This is a genomic window from Paenibacillus cisolokensis (assembly GCF_050481165.1).
Taxonomy (GTDB): domain Bacteria; phylum Bacillota; class Bacilli; order Paenibacillales; family Paenibacillaceae; genus Paenibacillus_AH; species Paenibacillus_AH cisolokensis.
Genome location: NZ_JBCNFP010000060.1, coordinates 39805 through 53897 on the forward strand (window position 1 = coordinate 39805; position 14093 = coordinate 53897).

Sequence of the window (14093 nt, forward strand, 5' to 3'; positions counted from 1 at the left end):
TTGACGGATTCCATGCGCGAATTTCCTGCGCGGATTCCATGTGCGATTCCCTGCGTGCTCTTTCGGGACGGCATCAGCCGCGGCGCAGCCCGTACTTGCAGATGACGCCATGGATGGCGAAATAGGAAATGTCGTCGGGAAGCGCGTCCTTGATCGGGCGAAGCCGGTCCGCGCCGAGCGCTCTTACCGTATCCAAAATCTGCTGCTCCCGATCCGGAGGCACGATTCGTTCCCAGTCCACCGCATGCCCTTCTTCGGCGCACCGGATAATATGTCCTTCCACCGTCACCTTGCTCAGCCCTCTCGCGGCCGCGATCGCCTCGACGGTGTTCCCTGCCCGGAACATCTCCAGCGTCCGGATATGGCTCGGACCTTCCTCTTCCGTCCTCGCCGAAGGCGCATCCGCATCCGGAAGCGGCATCCGCATTCCTCCGTCCGCATCGCCGCTCCTTTCCACATCGGCGAAGCGCCGGGTAATCGCCAGCACCTCTTCCCCGTATTTTGCGGCTTTCGCGGCGCCGACTCCTTTCACGCCCAGCAGCTCATCGGCCGTAACCGGCAGCCGTTCGGCCAATTCGCGCAGCGTCGCGTCGAAGAACAGCATGAACGGCGGAATGCCTTCCCTTGCCGCCGCTTCCTTCCGCCATTGGCGCAGCGCCTCGAAGGCCGGCGAAGCGGCGGCCGGATCGGACGACGAGCGCCTTACGGTCGCTCTCACCCGCTGCATGACCCGCTCGGAACCGTCAAGCACGGGCAGCGCGCGCGCCGTCAGCGAGACCGTCGGATAAGCCCCTTCGCTCATCTTCAAATACCCTTCCGCCACAAGCCAGTACAGCCAGTCGGCGATTTCCTTCTCCGGCCATTCCCTTAGCAGGCCGTATGTCGACAGGCGGTCGAGACCGAATTCCAGCAGCCGCTTGTCGCGAGAGCCTTTCAGCACTTTGGCCGCCATCGTGACGCCGAACCGCCCTTTCATCCTGCCGACGCAGGACAGCGCCTTCTGCGCTTCCGTCGTCCGGTCGACGAGTTCGCTCTTGTCCAGACAATTGCTGCACTTGCCGCACGGAGGCACATCCTCTTCGCCGAAATACGCGACGATCGCCTGCTGCAGGCAGCGCTGCGTGCGGCAATAGTTCATCATCTGGTACAGCTTCGACAGCTGAATCGATTTGCGCGTCTCGTCGCCCGCTCCTTGCTCGATCAAATAGCGCTGGACCTGAATGTCTTGCGGCTCGAACAGCAGCACGCATTCGCTTTCCTCCCCGTCGCGTCCGGCTCTTCCGGCTTCCTGGTAATACGATTCCAGGTCGCCGGGCATTTGCCAATGCAGCACAAAGCGGACGTTCGGCTTGTCGATGCCCATTCCGAACGCATTGGTCGCCACCATGACGCGAATCTCGTCGAAGCGGAATTTCTCCTGCGCGGCCGTTCTTTCGTCGTCGCTCATTCCGCCGTGATACTTGCCCGCCGCAATGCCCGCCGCGAGCAGCTCCGCATGCACCTGATCGGCTTCCTTGCGGGTCGCCGTATAGATGATGCCGGGCTGCTCCGCCCTTTCCGCCAGAAAACGTTGCAGAAACGCCTTTTTCCCGGTCCCGCTGACAACGGACAACGACAAATTCGGGCGGGCGAACCCCGTCACATAAATGTTGGGCGAGCGCAGCCCCAACATCCGCGCGATATCCGCGGACACTTCCGGCGTAGCGGTGGCCGTGAAACCGGCGACGACCGGCCGGTTCGGCATCCGGGAGATCCATTCGGCCAGCTGCCGGTAGCTCGGGCGAAAATCATGCCCCCATTGGGATACGCAATGGGCTTCGTCGATCGCGATAAGCGGAATATGCATCCGCTCGGCCAGCGAAGCGAACATCGGCGCGTCCATCCGCTCCGGCGCAATATAGAGCAGCTTGTAATCGCCCTGCAGCGCGTGCCGCATCACGTCCCGGTATTCGGCGGCGCCGAGCGAGCTGTTCAGGAAAGCGGCCGGCACATCGAGCCGGTTCAGCGCATCCACCTGGTCTTTCATAAGCGAGATGAGCGGCGAAACGACTACCGTCGTGCCGGGCAGCAGCATGGCGGGAATTTGATAACAGACCGATTTCCCGCCGCCGGTCGGCAGGATGGCCAGCGTATCCCGTCCCGCGAGAATGCCTTCGATAATGTCCTCCTGCCCTTTGCGGAACGAGTCGTAGCCGTATATGCGCTTCAGCGCCGCCCTAGCCTGGTCAAGCATCTCGTTCCTCTCCTCCTTTCCTCCGCAAAAACGGAAGGACCCCGGCAGTAAGCTGTCAGGGTCCTCTGTATCAAGAATAGCTTGAACGGCTCGATCGCGGCCGCAACTTAGCCGGTAATGACCTTGATGACGCTGCGCACCGATTCGGCCGATTTGTCCAGCGCGGCTTTCTCTTCGCTCGTCAGCTCCAGCTCGAATACTTTCTCGATGCCGTCGCCGCCGAGAATGACCGGCACGCCCATGAACAGGTTTTCGTAGCCGTATTCGCCCTGGAGCAAGGCGATAACCGGCAAAATCCGCTTCTTGTCCTTGAGGATCGCCTCGGTCATTTGCACCAGCGATGCGGCCGGCGCATAGTAGGCGCTGCCGTTGCCGAGCAGGTTGACGATCTCGCCGCCGCCGACGCGGGTGCGCTGCACGATCGCTTCGATCCGGTCAGCCGGGATCAGCTTCTCGATCGGAATTCCTCCGACGTTCGAATAGCGGACGAGCGGCACCATGTCGTCGCCGTGGCCGCCAAGCACGAAACCGCGGACGTCTTCCACCGATACGTTCAGCTCCTGCGCGATAAAAGTGCAGTAACGGGCGGTGTCGAGCACGCCGGACTGGCCTATCACGCGGTTTTTCGGGAAGCCGAGCGTCTGGTAAGCGACATAGGTCATCGCGTCGACCGGGTTGCTCAGAATGATCACGTAAGCGTTCGGGCTGGTCGCCTTTACGTTCTCGCAGACGGAACGGACGATGCCGGCATTCGTGTTGACGAGATCGTCGCGGCTCATGCCGGGCTTGCGGGCGATGCCGGCCGTAATGATCACAATGTCGGAATCTTTCGTTTCATCATAGCTGGACGTCCCGATAATGTTGGCATCGCAGCCTTGCACCGGCGTCGACTCCAGCATGTCGAGCGCTTTGCCTTTGGTCGGATTTTCAAGCTGCGGAATATCGACGAGCACGATATCGCCGAGTTCCTTCTGCGCGAGCATCAATGCGGTTGTCGCACCGGTGAAGCCGGCGCCCACGATTGTAATTTTTTTGCGTTTGATCGCCACGGTCGACCACCTCCGTATGGTGGAATGGATAGGACAAAAAGCGGGCCGCCGGTTTGACGGACGGCCCAGCCGCTTTACATGTTTTTAATGACTTCGTCGGCGAATTCCGAGCACTTGACTTCCTTCGCGCCTTCCATGAGACGGGCAAAGTCGTACGTGACGGTTTTGTTGTTGATCGCCGTTTCCATCCCTTTGTAGATCAGCTCGGCCGCTTCCAGCCAGCCCAGATGCTCAAGCATCATGACGCCGGACAGAATGACGGAACCGGGGTTGACGACGTCCTTGTCCGCATATTTCGGAGCGGTGCCGTGCGTCGCTTCGAAGATAGCATGTCCGGTCACATAGTTGATGTTCGCGCCCGGCGCAATGCCGATGCCGCCGACTTGCGCAGCCAGCGCATCCGACAGATAGTCGCCGTTCAGGTTGAGCGTCGCGATAACGTCGAAGTCGGTCGGACGCGTCAGCACTTGCTGCAGGGCGATATCGGCGATGGCGTCCTTGATGATGATTTTGCCTGCCGCGATCGCTTCGTCCTGCGCCTTGTTGGCGGCCTCGACGCCTTCGGCTTCCTTGATGCGGTCGTATTGGCCCCAGGTGAAGGTTTTGTCCGGGAACTCCTGCTCGGCTACTTCATAGCCCCAGTTTTTGAACGCGCCCTCGGTAAATTTCATAATGTTGCCTTTATGGACAAGCGTTACCGACTTGCGGCCGTGCTTGATCGCATATTCAATAGCGGCGCGCACCAGACGCTTCGAGCCTTCGGACGATACCGGCTTGATGCCGATGCCGGACGTTTCCGGGAAGCGGATCTTCTTCACGCCCATTTCCTTCTGCAGAAACTCGATCACTTTCTTCACTTCGGGCGAGCCCGACTGATATTCGATGCCCGCGTAAATGTCCTCGGTGTTTTCGCGGAAAATGACCATGTTCACCAGATCCGGACGTTTCACCGGCGAAGGCACGCCTTTGAAGTAACGGACCGGACGGAGACATGTATACAGGTCAAGCTCCTGGCGAAGCGCGACGTTCAGGGAACGAATGCCGCCGCCGATCGGCGTCGTGAGCGGGCCCTTGATCGCCACGATATATTCGCGGATCACTTCCAGCGTGTCGTTCGGCAGCCATTCGCCGTAAGTATTATAGGCTTTTTCGCCGGCATACACTTCATACCATGCCAATTTTTTCTCGCCTTTATACGCTTTCTCTACCGCGGCATCGAGCACCCGCTTGGAAGCGCGCCAAATGTCGCGGCCTGTGCCGTCGCCCTCGATGAACGGAATGACGGGGTTATTCGGTACCTGAAGTTTGCCGTTGTCGATCGTAATTTTCTCGCCTTCGGTCGGAAGGGCGTATTTTTCAAGTTTCATCGTAAAAGAGTCCTCCTTATCCTTGCGTGAATAGGCTGTATCCTGTCGCCATGCCGATTCCGGACAAAGCGGGGAATCCCCGCCTTCTTCCCGAAAGCCGGCTTCTTACCGCTGTTCGATCGGCACGTAACGCTGGTTGACCGGTCCTACGTATTCGGCGCGCGGACGGATCAGACGGTTGTCGCTGTACTGCTCCAAAATGTGAGCCGTCCAGCCCGATACGCGGCTGATCGCAAAAATCGGGGTGAACAGATCCCGCGGAATGCCGAGCGACGTATAGACGGAAGCGGAATAGAAGTCGACGTTCGGCTTCAGCCCCTTCTGTCCCGTTACCAGCTCTTCGATCTTGACGGACATTTCGTACAGCTCCAGATTGCCCGTCAGCTCGCCAAGCTCGCGGGACATCTTCTGCAGATGCTTCGCGCGGGGATCGCCGTTCTTGTAAACCCGATGGCCGAAGCCCATAATTTTTTCCTTGTTGTTCAGCTTGTTCGTGATGTAGGCTTCGACGTTATCGATCGAACCGATCTCCTCGAGCATGACCATGACGGCTTCGTTCGCCCCGCCGTGCAGCGGTCCTTTCAGGGCGCCGATCGCCGAAGTCACGCCGGAGTAGATATCGGAGAGCGTCGCGACCGTGACGCGAGCGGCGAACGTCGAGGCGTTCAGCTCGTGGTCGGCATGCAGCACGAGCGCCTGATCGAGCGCTTTCACAGCCACTTCTTTCGGCTCTTCCCCGGTCAGCATATACAGGAAGTTATGTGCGATCGATACGCCTTTCTTCGGCGCAACCGGCGCTTTGCCTTCGCGAATGCGGGCAAAAGCGGCGACGATCGTCGGAAGCTTGGCCTGCAGCTTGATCGCTTTGTCGAGATTCGCTTCAGCGGACATGTCGCCCGCCGCTTCGTCGTAGAGAGCAAGCGCGGAAACGGCGGAACGAAGCGCGGCCATGGCGTTCGTGCCGTCAGGATACAGCTTGATCTGCTCGATAATTTCGGCCGGGATGGGCGCGTATTCGTCAAGCCGGCTGCGCAGTTCGGCAAGCTGCGACGCTGTCGGCAGCTTGCCGTGCCAAAGAAGATAGGCAACTTCTTCGAACGTAGCATGCGCCGCAAGGTCGTCGATATTGATACCGCGATACGTCAGTACGCCGTCAATAATGGAGCTGATGGATGACGTCGTAGCGACGATTCCCTCCAGACCTTTGGTTGCTGTCATTTTTCTCTCTCCTTTTACGATCGGAATTCTGTCTAAAATATAAAGTTATTCGATACACAGTCGTCTTTTATATAATAAAGTATTTTGTCGACGAAGTGAACTGAAAGGGGCATAAAATTGATTTATCGACACCATAAAGTTTTTTTGTGATGCATAAACCGCTCCTGACGTCGTCATTCATGCACCTGTTCGCAAACGTATTCTGGAAAATATCCCGATTCATTGCTTTCGAGTCCCGGCAAGCTTCGCCTCGGACGGGCGCGTTCGGCCGGCATCGAAATGGGTCTTGCCGTTTCGATGCTAATACGGAGACAAGCCGCATATGTAATTAGAGAGGGACTTGTACGGTTCGAAGGAGGGATGCCCCATGGAACGATACATATGGTCCCGGCTTATGCGCGCCGGCTGGGTGGCGGCTTGCGCGGCGGCGATCGTCCTGGCGGTGCGATATGTGACGCCGCTTATTTATCCGTTTATTATCGCCTGGCTGCTGGCCTATGCGCTGCAGCCGTTCGTCGGCGCGCTGCAGCGCCGCGCCAGACTGCCCCGCTGGCTGGCCGTTACGATCGCGTTGCTCGTGTGCATCTCCTCCCTGCTCGTCGTACTCGCCGCGCTGATCACGCGCATCGTCGCGGAAGTCGTCAACTTGTCCGGATCGGTCGAGAACGTGATCCGGTGGTGGAGGGAGCAGTTCGACCGCTTCGTCTCCTCGCCGGAAATCCAGATGCTCATCCGCCAGCTCTCATCCTTCTACAACGAGCATCCCGATTATCGCAGAACGATCAACGACAGCATCTTCAAATCGGCCGACATCCTGACGGATATCAGCACCTCGATCGTCGGACTGTTTTTTCAAACGGTGCGCCTGATGCTGACATCGTTGCCGAATGTCGCCACCCTGCTCGTCATTATCGTGCTGGCGGCGTTCTTCATCAGCAAGGACTGGTCCAGACACGCCGAGCGCATCGGCGGCTGGCTTCCCTCCGGCATCCGAATTACGAGCGGCGCGGTCTGGGCCGATTTGCAGCAGGCGATTACCGGGTACATTCGCGCCCAGCTGCTGCTGATCTCGATCACGGCCACGGCGATCACCGCCGGCTTGATCATTCTTCGCGTGGAATATGCGCTTACGATCGGCATTCTGATCGGTCTCGTCGACCTGCTCCCGTACCTGGGCGTAGGCGCGGTCATGATTCCGTGGATCGCCTACAAATGGTTGTACGGCGACGTCACCCTCGCCATCGGCCTGTCCGTCCTGTACGGCATCGTGCTGATCGCCCGGCAAATGATCGAGCCGAAAGTGATGGCAAGCACGCTCGGGGTCGATCCGCTGTTTCTGCTGATCGCCATGTTTGCCGGCCTGCAGCTGCTCGGCGTGCCCGGGCTGATCGTCGCGCCGATCGCGCTCGTCTTCGTGACGGCGCTGCACCGCGCCAATGTCTTTCGCGACCTGATCCGTTATATTATGGGAGACAAGCGGTAAGCTTATCCGCCGCTACCAGCGGCGAAGCGTGACCGAGCCGTCCCGCATCCGCTTCTCCAGCCAGCGCAGCATCGCGTTGCGAAACAGCGGACGGGTCGCCGGGAAGAGCAGCGCGATGCCGAGCAGATCGCTCAGAAAGCCCGGCAGCATAAGCAGCAAGCCCCCGAGCGCCACGCACAGGCCGTCCAGCATCGCCCGGCCGGGAATGATGCCTTGCTGCATCTGAAGCTGCGCCTCCCGCCACACTTTGCGTCCTTCCGCCTGCGCAAGCCAGGCGCCCAGCACGCCGGTGAGCAGGATGACGCCGAACGTCGTCCAGCCTCCGATCCAGTCGCTCATCTGCAATATGCCCCACAGCTCGATAACCGGAACGAGCACCAGAGCGGCCAGCAGCCATTTCGCGTTTCCACGCGCGCCGTATCTCCGTTTGGCCATCACGCTTCCTCCTCGCGATTCGCGCGTTCCGGCGCAAGCAGCCGCGACAGGTCCGGCAGCAGCTTGTCCGGCCGGACAGGACGCCACTGCGAGTTGACCCAGACGTGGCGGGTGCCCCCCTCCGCAAGCAGTTCGCCCGGTAGATCGGCATCGCTGGCAACGAAAGAAGGCAGCCGCATCGCTTCCTGTTCCGCGATGCGGCGAACCTGGGAATCGAACGCGATCCGCACGCTCGAGCTTTCGGCGACGCGGGTGCAGATGACGACGGTATCGTCGTATCGGGCCGGTTGGATGTATCGGCAGCGCAGCTCGACCACCGGCAGCAGCAGACCGCGCTCTTCGATCGCCGCATACGTCAATCCGGCGGCGCGGATCAGCTCCGTCCGGCCGATTTCGAACCATGTCGCGTAATTCGCATGGAATACGACGCCCATCCGATCCGTTTCCTGATAGCGCACCCGGATCGAATGGAGATGCCAGTTGAACAATGATGGTGTCGACATGACGCGCGTTATCCGCTCCTTTCCGGTCTGGCCGCCAGCCAGCAAAGATCAATCCGACAGAGGAAGAGCGACGGCGCCGGCGCGCCATCGCTCCAACGCGGACCTTGAAGCGCGGTCCGCACGCTATTCTCCTCAGCTTGTCCCTTCGGAGTCGCGTAAAGGTTACATTACTTTGGACTGACCGGTATATATCACGCCCGTTTCAGCGTATACGGTCACTTCCATGCCGTCATGGAACAGCTCGAGCGCGTTCTCGATGCCGAGTACGACAGGTATGCCGAGGTTCAGGCCAACGACAGCCGCATGGCTCGTAATGCCGCCCTGTTCCGTAATGACCGCCGCCGCCTTCTCGAAAGCGGCCATCATCTCCTTGTCCGTCGATACGGTCACAAGTATCGAGCCTTCCGTCGTCTTGGCGACCGCCTCCTGCGGAGTGCGCGCCACGACGACTTTGCCCGTCGCCGTCTGGCTGCCGATGCCCTGACCTTTGGCCACCAGCTCGCCGATATGATGGATTTTGATCAAATTCGTCGTTCCCGAGCGGCCGACCGGTACGCCCGCCGTAATAACGACGGTATCGCCAAGACTGAGCAGTCCGGTTTCCATGGCGCCCTTAACGGCAATTTCGAACATTTCGTCGGTCGTTCCGGCGTTTTTGCCCTTAACCGGGATAACGCCCCAAATGAGTGCCAGACGGCGCATCACATAATCATTCGGCGTCACGGCGATGACCGGCGCCTTCGGCCGGTATTTCGAGACCATGCGCGCCGTAAATCCGCTCTCCGTCGACGTAATGATCGCCTTCGCGTTCAGATCGAGCGCCGAATTCGCGACAGCCTGGCTGATCGATTCCGTTACGGAAGTTTGCTGGGCGATGGCCTGTTTCGTAAAGATTTCACGGTATTCCAGCGCCGCTTCGGCGCGCTCGGCAATCCGGGACATCGTCAGCACCGATTCGACCGGATATTTGCCGGCCGCGGTTTCGCCCGACAGCATGATCGCGTCGGTGCCGTCGAAAATCGCGTTGGCCACGTCGCTTGCTTCGGCGCGGGTCGGCCGCGGGTTGCGCTGCATCGAATCGAGCATTTGGGTCGCCGTAATGACCGGCTTGCCGGCTCGGTTGCATTTTTCGATCATCAGCTTCTGCACGAGCGGCACTTCTTCGGCCGGAATTTCGACGCCAAGGTCGCCGCGCGCGACCATCAGGCCGTCGGACACCTCGAGTATTTCATCGAGATTGTCAACGCCCTGCTGATTTTCGATCTTGGAAATGATTTGAATATGCCCGGCGTTATGCCGTTCCAGCAGTTCACGGATTTCCAGCACGTCGCTTGCTTTGCGGACAAACGATGCGGCAATGAAGTCGATGCCCTGTTCGATCCCGAACACGATGTCGCTTGCGTCCTTCTCGGTAATTCCCGGCAGCGAAATATGTACGCCCGGCACATTGACGCCTTTCTTGCTCTTGATCTGTCCTCCGTTCCTGATGCGGCATTTGATCTCCGTTCCCTGTATGTCCTCGACCGTAAGGCCGATCAGGCCGTCGTCGATCAAAATCGTCGAACCGATGGACACATCGTTCGGCAAGTTGGCGTACGTAATCGGAATGCGGTTTTTGTCGCCCAAAATTTCTTCCGTCGTCAGCACGATATATTCGTCCTGCACGAGCTCGATCGGCTCTTCTTTCAGCTTGCCGAGCCGGATCTCCGGCCCTTTCGTATCGAGCAGAATCGCAACCGTTTTCCCGAGCTCGGCCGCCGCCTGGCGGATGTTCCGAATCCGGTTGCCGTGCTCTTCGAAATCGCCGTGGGAAAAATTAAGGCGGGCGACGTTCATCCCCGCTTCAATCAGTTTCCGGGTGTTTTCGAGCGACTCGCTGGACGGGCCGATGGTACATACAATCTTCGTTTTGCGCATAGTTATCGTTTCCTCCGTTTGCTGCTTGCTTGCAATTTCTATCTATCTGTTAACGATACACGATTCCGCGCAGCTTGTACAGGAGCGGAACCGGCGGCCGTCATGTCCTCGCCGATTCGGAAAGCGAATCGGCGGCGCCTTCCGCGCTCTCCGGCACGTCGGCGTCGGGCCGCTCGTCCATCCGCAGTCCGGGTTCCGCCGCGGCCGCTTCCGCCTTGCCGGATATGCCGGATTCTTCGGCCGGATGCGCTCCTGATGCCTGCGGCCGATCGTAAGTCCGCTCTTCCCCGGCAGCGCTGTCGCTTTGAACCGGCTCTTCGCGGAATCGGCCGATGCGGCGAAACTTGTTGTAGCGGTCCGCGATCAGCTCCTCCCGCGACATCGCCGACAGCTCGGCCAGATGGCGGACGATCGAAGCTTTGATATACTCGGCCTGAAGCGCCAGATCGCGGTGAGCGCCGCCTTTGGGCTCGGGTACGATCTCTTCGATGACGCCGAGTTCTTTCAAATCTTTGGCCGTAATCTTCATCGCTTCCGCGGCCTGATCGGCTCTTGAGGCGTCCTTCCAAAGAATCGACGCGGCGCCGTTCGGCGAAATAACGGAATAGATCGCGTTCTCCAGCATCACGACGCGATTGCCGACGCCCAGCGCCAGCGCGCCGCCGCTGCCGCCCTCCCCGATGACAACGCATACGATCGGCACGCCAAAAGTAGCCATCTCCCGCAAATTGCGGGCGATCGCTTCGGACTGTCCCCGTTCCTCCGCCGTATCCCCCGGATATGCGCCCTTCGTATCGATGAAGGTGATGATCGGCCGGTTGAATTTGTCCGCCTGCTGCATCAGGCGCAGCGCCTTGCGGAATCCTTCCGGATGGGGGCTGCCGAAGAAGCGCGCGATGTTGTCGCGCGTATCCTTGCCCCGCTGATGGCCGATAACGGTTACCGGCACGCCGTCAAGCTTGGCCAGCCCGCCCACGATCGCCAGATCGTCGGCGAACAGACGGTCGCCGTGCAATTCGATGAAATCCGTAAATATCGTCTGAATGTAGTCAAGCGTCGTCGGCCGTTGATGATGGCGGGCCATATGCATTTTTTGCGCCGGGGACAACTCGCTGTACAGCTCGTCTTCCAGCTGCTTGCACCGCTGCTCCAAACGCTCGATCTCTTCCGTGAAGTCGATTCCCTTCTCCTCGCCGAACCGTTTCAGCTCGGCGATCTTCTGGCGCAAGTCGCTCAGCGGCTTCTCGAATGGAAGTTCACCCGCCATTGGACACGTCCCCCCTTACGGTATGCATGTCGAGAAGCTTGATCAGCATCGTTCTCATGTCTTTGCGGTGAACGACTTTGTCAAGCTGTCCATGCTGCAGGTTAAATTCGGCCGTCTGGAAGTTGTCCGGCAATTTCTGACGAATCGTTTGTTCGATCACGATGCGCCCGGCAAAGCCGACCAGCGCGCCGGGCTCGGCCAAATTGTAGTCGCCGAGACTCGCGAAGCTGGCGGTTACGCCTCCCGTCGTCGGATCCGTCATCACAGAAATGTAAAGCCCGCCGTCCCCTTGGAACCTGGCGAGCGCAGCGCTCGTTTTCGCCATTTGCATCAGACTCAGAATGCTCTCCTGCATCCGGGCCCCCCCGGAGGTGGAGAAGATGACGAGCGGAAGTTTGGCGTTATGCGCGTATTCGATCGCCCGGGTAATTTTCTCCCCGACGACCGAGCCCATGCTGCCGGTAAAAAAGTCGAAGCTCATGACGGCGACGACGACCGGAAAACCGCCGATCGCCCCCTGGCCGGTCACGACCGCATCGCGCAAGCCCGACTTCTGCTTCTGCTGCTCCAGCTTGGCGGCATAGCCCGGAAAGCCGAGCGGATCTACCGATTCCATGCCGGCGTCGAATTCCTGAAGCTCGCCCCCGTCCAGCGTCATGGCGATTCGTTCCCAGGCATTAAGCCGGAAATGGTACCCGCAGGAAGAGCATACTTTCAAGTTTTTTTCCAGTTCTTTGCTGTATTGGATGGTGCCGCATTTCGGGCACTTATTCATCAATCCTTCCGGAATGTCCCGTTTGGGGCGCTCCGAAGGGATCGTGGCGTATTTCCGTTTCTGAAACAAGTCCTTTAACACTAGCGACACCTCTCAAGGGCGAGAAAGTGATGGATCAGGCCGTCAGGAATGGAGAATGGAGTTTAGCACTTCTTGCACTTCGTCCAGTTCGCCGGAGGGAACCAGGATTTCAAATTGCTGCTTGGAGAGATTGATCGGACGCACCTGAACCAGAAATCCTTCTTCCGTAAGCCTGCTTCGAATACTTTCCGCGATTTTTGCCGTTGGCGCAATATAAATGACCGTCCACATGAAAGGCACCCTCCTACAAAACCGTCGGTATCAGGCCATATGCTGACATAATGATAGCACAAGACCTCTTTTCGCCGCAACAGAAGGCAGCGGCTCCGAACGGTCCCGGGAAGGGCGGGTACGGTTCCGGAATGCTGCCGCGAGACGCCGGATGAAGGACGGAAGCGGACCTGCCGACGACCGGATTGCAGCGCCTCGCTTTCTTTCCGCTCCAGGCAAAAATGATTTACGGCGAACCGGGTATGTCGTATTTTTGCGCTTTCGGATCCTGGTGAGCGATCCTTGCCGATGCGGCGGCCGCCAGCCCGGCTACAAGATCGTCCAGAAAGACGTGTATTTGCCCGCCCTTTCCGTTGAGCTGCCGAATGATGCCCGGCTTGACTTTGTCCAGATAGCCGAAGCTTGTCAACCCGATCATCCCGTATACGTTCGTAATGCCGAGCGCCAGCGTTTCGTCGACGCCATAGAGCGACTCGTCCGCTTCCATAATCGATTGCAGCGGCTCCGGCAGCAGCCGCTTTTCGGCCAGTTCGTCCAGCGCGATCCCCGTAAACAGCACATATTGCACCTCGCGTTTGGACAGCACCGCAACGACGCTTTCCCTGCATTCGTCTATCGATAAGTCGGCGTTGTACGGCCGTTGCAGCGAGTACACGATTTCCGCCACATCGTCGAGTCCGACTCCCCGTTCTTTCAGCCAATTTTCAATACCGGATATCAAGCGCATCCCTCCGTATCAGATGGCGGCAACCGCTTGCCAGATTTGTCCCGTGTCTCCTAAATGTATGCACGAATATCGGAATCTGTGCCAACAAAGTGGCCGGCCGGAAACAAATTTCATCGGGAACGCGCAAAAGGCGGAGCTTGGGCGCTGCGGCAAGATTTGGCGGGATAAAACGGATGCCGCCCGGGCGCGTCTTACCGTGCGGAGAAACGCGCCCGGGCGGCATTGTCGGGAGAGCGGCAGGCGGCGCCGACGCGCCTGGGCATTGCGCGGGCCCGGTACGGACGACGGATGCGCCGTTACGGCGTTGCCGTCGGCGCCGGCGCTGGCAGCGCAGGGGAACTGTGCAGCCCGGTACAGGCGCTGCCGCTGGCACCGTGCTGGCCGCACTGTCACTGCGCTGCCGTTGCACCGTGCTGGCACGACGGGCCACTGCGCGGCCCGGCACAGGCGCTGGCCGCGCCATCACTGTGCTGCCGACGGTACCGGCGACGGATGCGCCGTCACGGTCCAGCCGGCGGCGTCAGCGCACGACGACCGCGCCTTCGCCGAGCAGCGCCTCGATCGCGCGAAACAACTCGGGCGACGGCCGGACGCGGTAGCTGTCGCTGAGCGCCAGCGTGCGCTGTTCGCGCTCATAGAACAGCACCGTGTCGAGCGGGCCGGCATGACCGGCCAGCAGCGACTTGAGCCGCGCCAGCGTCTCGGGATTTTCGCGCGGCGCGGCGATCTTGATGTACACCCGCTGCCTTCTCGGCGCAGCGGGTGTACGCGCGGGGCGCGGCGCCGGGCCCCCCGCCCCGGCGCCGC

12 protein-coding genes and 1 pseudogene are annotated in these 14093 nt (G+C 59.8%); 1 reads left to right on the forward strand and 12 read right to left on the reverse strand.

Translation table 11 applies throughout. From position 1 onward, the window contains the following. Positions 1-73 precede the first annotated feature (73 nt). The 4 genes from recQ to citZ all read right to left on the reverse strand — a co-directional run bounded on the left by recQ (position 74) and on the right by citZ (position 5867). The gene (gene recQ / locus ABEV74_RS10725; RefSeq protein WP_430145920.1) at positions 74-2233 is read right to left on the reverse strand and encodes a DNA helicase RecQ; all 2160 of its coding nucleotides are present in this window, start codon (positions 2231-2233) and stop codon (positions 74-76) included. Between the two features lie 107 nt (positions 2234-2340). Then, positions 2341-3282, reverse strand: a complete 942-nt coding sequence (gene mdh, locus ABEV74_RS10730; RefSeq protein ID WP_062491764.1) for a malate dehydrogenase — start codon at positions 3280-3282, stop codon at positions 2341-2343. A gap of 74 nt (positions 3283-3356) precedes the next feature. Then, entirely contained in the window at positions 3357-4649 is a 1293-nt protein-coding gene (gene icd, locus ABEV74_RS10735; RefSeq protein WP_062491762.1) for an NADP-dependent isocitrate dehydrogenase, read from the reverse strand. 105 nt (positions 4650-4754) lie between these two features. Next, complete coding sequence (citZ, locus tag ABEV74_RS10740; RefSeq protein ID WP_062491760.1) at positions 4755-5867, reverse strand: citrate synthase; 1113 nt, start codon at positions 5865-5867, stop codon at positions 4755-4757. A 367-nt stretch (positions 5868-6234) separates the two neighbouring features. On the opposite strand from citZ, the gene ytvI reads away from it, so the two are divergent. After that, positions 6235-7350, forward strand: coding sequence for a sporulation integral membrane protein YtvI (gene ytvI, locus ABEV74_RS10745; protein WP_430145923.1), 1116 nt, complete (start codon positions 6235-6237; stop codon positions 7348-7350). Positions 7351-7362: 12 nt separating this feature from the next. Here ytvI and ABEV74_RS10750 read toward each other — a convergent pair whose 3' ends face one another. The 8 genes and pseudogenes from ABEV74_RS10750 to ABEV74_RS10785 all read right to left on the reverse strand — a co-directional run bounded on the left by ABEV74_RS10750 (position 7363) and on the right by ABEV74_RS10785 (position 14025). Continuing rightward, positions 7363-7785 carry an FxsA family protein gene (locus tag ABEV74_RS10750; RefSeq protein ID WP_213530423.1) on the reverse strand — a complete coding sequence of 141 codons (423 nt, stop codon included), beginning with the start codon at positions 7783-7785 and terminating at the stop codon, positions 7363-7365. Next, positions 7785-8288 carry an acyl-CoA thioesterase gene (locus ABEV74_RS10755; protein ID WP_430145925.1) on the reverse strand — a complete coding sequence of 168 codons (504 nt, stop codon included), beginning with the start codon at positions 8286-8288 and terminating at the stop codon, positions 7785-7787. The genes ABEV74_RS10750 and ABEV74_RS10755 overlap by 1 nt, the downstream gene beginning before the upstream one ends. 162 nt (positions 8289-8450) lie before the next feature. Then, positions 8451-10205, reverse strand: coding sequence for a pyruvate kinase (pyk, locus tag ABEV74_RS10760; RefSeq protein WP_062491752.1), 1755 nt, complete (start codon positions 10203-10205; stop codon positions 8451-8453). A gap of 316 nt (positions 10206-10521) precedes the next feature. Next, positions 10522-11472, reverse strand: a pseudogene (accA, locus tag ABEV74_RS10765) (acetyl-CoA carboxylase carboxyl transferase subunit alpha); the annotation flags it as partial. Then, positions 11462-12328, reverse strand: a complete 867-nt coding sequence (accD, locus tag ABEV74_RS10770; protein WP_062491750.1) for an acetyl-CoA carboxylase, carboxyltransferase subunit beta — start codon at positions 12326-12328, stop codon at positions 11462-11464. The gene accD and the pseudogene accA, both read right to left, overlap by 11 nt. Positions 12329-12370: 42 nt before the next feature. Further along, the gene (locus tag ABEV74_RS10775; protein WP_062491748.1) at positions 12371-12559 is read right to left on the reverse strand and encodes a hypothetical protein; all 189 of its coding nucleotides are present in this window, start codon (positions 12557-12559) and stop codon (positions 12371-12373) included. A 226-nt stretch (positions 12560-12785) separates the two neighbouring features. Next, complete coding sequence (locus ABEV74_RS10780; RefSeq protein ID WP_062491746.1) at positions 12786-13286, reverse strand: phosphatidylglycerophosphatase A family protein; 501 nt, start codon at positions 13284-13286, stop codon at positions 12786-12788. A 520-nt stretch (positions 13287-13806) separates the two neighbouring features. Beyond that, positions 13807-14025: a hypothetical protein gene (locus ABEV74_RS10785; protein ID WP_430145928.1), complete on the reverse strand. Its 219-nt coding sequence runs from the start codon at positions 14023-14025 to the stop codon at positions 13807-13809. Positions 14026-14093 lie beyond the last annotated feature (68 nt).

What these genes read in the sequence shown, in the direction of transcription:
- ABEV74_RS10775 (WP_062491748.1), bottom strand. Translation starts at nt 12,559, where the DNA reads ATGTGGACGGTCATTTATATTGCGCCAACGGCAAAAATCGCGGAAAGT.
- ABEV74_RS10755 (WP_430145925.1), bottom strand. Translation starts at nt 8,288, where the DNA reads ATGTCGACACCATCATTGTTCAACTGGCATCTCCATTCGATCCGGGTG.
- icd (WP_062491762.1), bottom strand. Translation starts at nt 4,649, where the DNA reads ATGAAACTTGAAAAATACGCCCTTCCGACCGAAGGCGAGAAAATTACG.
- citZ (WP_062491760.1), bottom strand. Translation starts at nt 5,867, where the DNA reads ATGACAGCAACCAAAGGTCTGGAGGGAATCGTCGCTACGACGTCATCC.
- recQ (WP_430145920.1), bottom strand. Translation starts at nt 2,233, where the DNA reads ATGCTTGACCAGGCTAGGGCGGCGCTGAAGCGCATATACGGCTACGAC.
- ABEV74_RS10750 (WP_213530423.1), bottom strand. Translation starts at nt 7,785, where the DNA reads ATGGCCAAACGGAGATACGGCGCGCGTGGAAACGCGAAATGGCTGCTG.
- pyk (WP_062491752.1), bottom strand. Translation starts at nt 10,205, where the DNA reads ATGCGCAAAACGAAGATTGTATGTACCATCGGCCCGTCCAGCGAGTCG.
- ABEV74_RS10780 (WP_062491746.1), bottom strand. Translation starts at nt 13,286, where the DNA reads ATGCGCTTGATATCCGGTATTGAAAATTGGCTGAAAGAACGGGGAGTC.
- ytvI (WP_430145923.1), top strand. Translation starts at nt 6,235, where the DNA reads ATGGAACGATACATATGGTCCCGGCTTATGCGCGCCGGCTGGGTGGCG.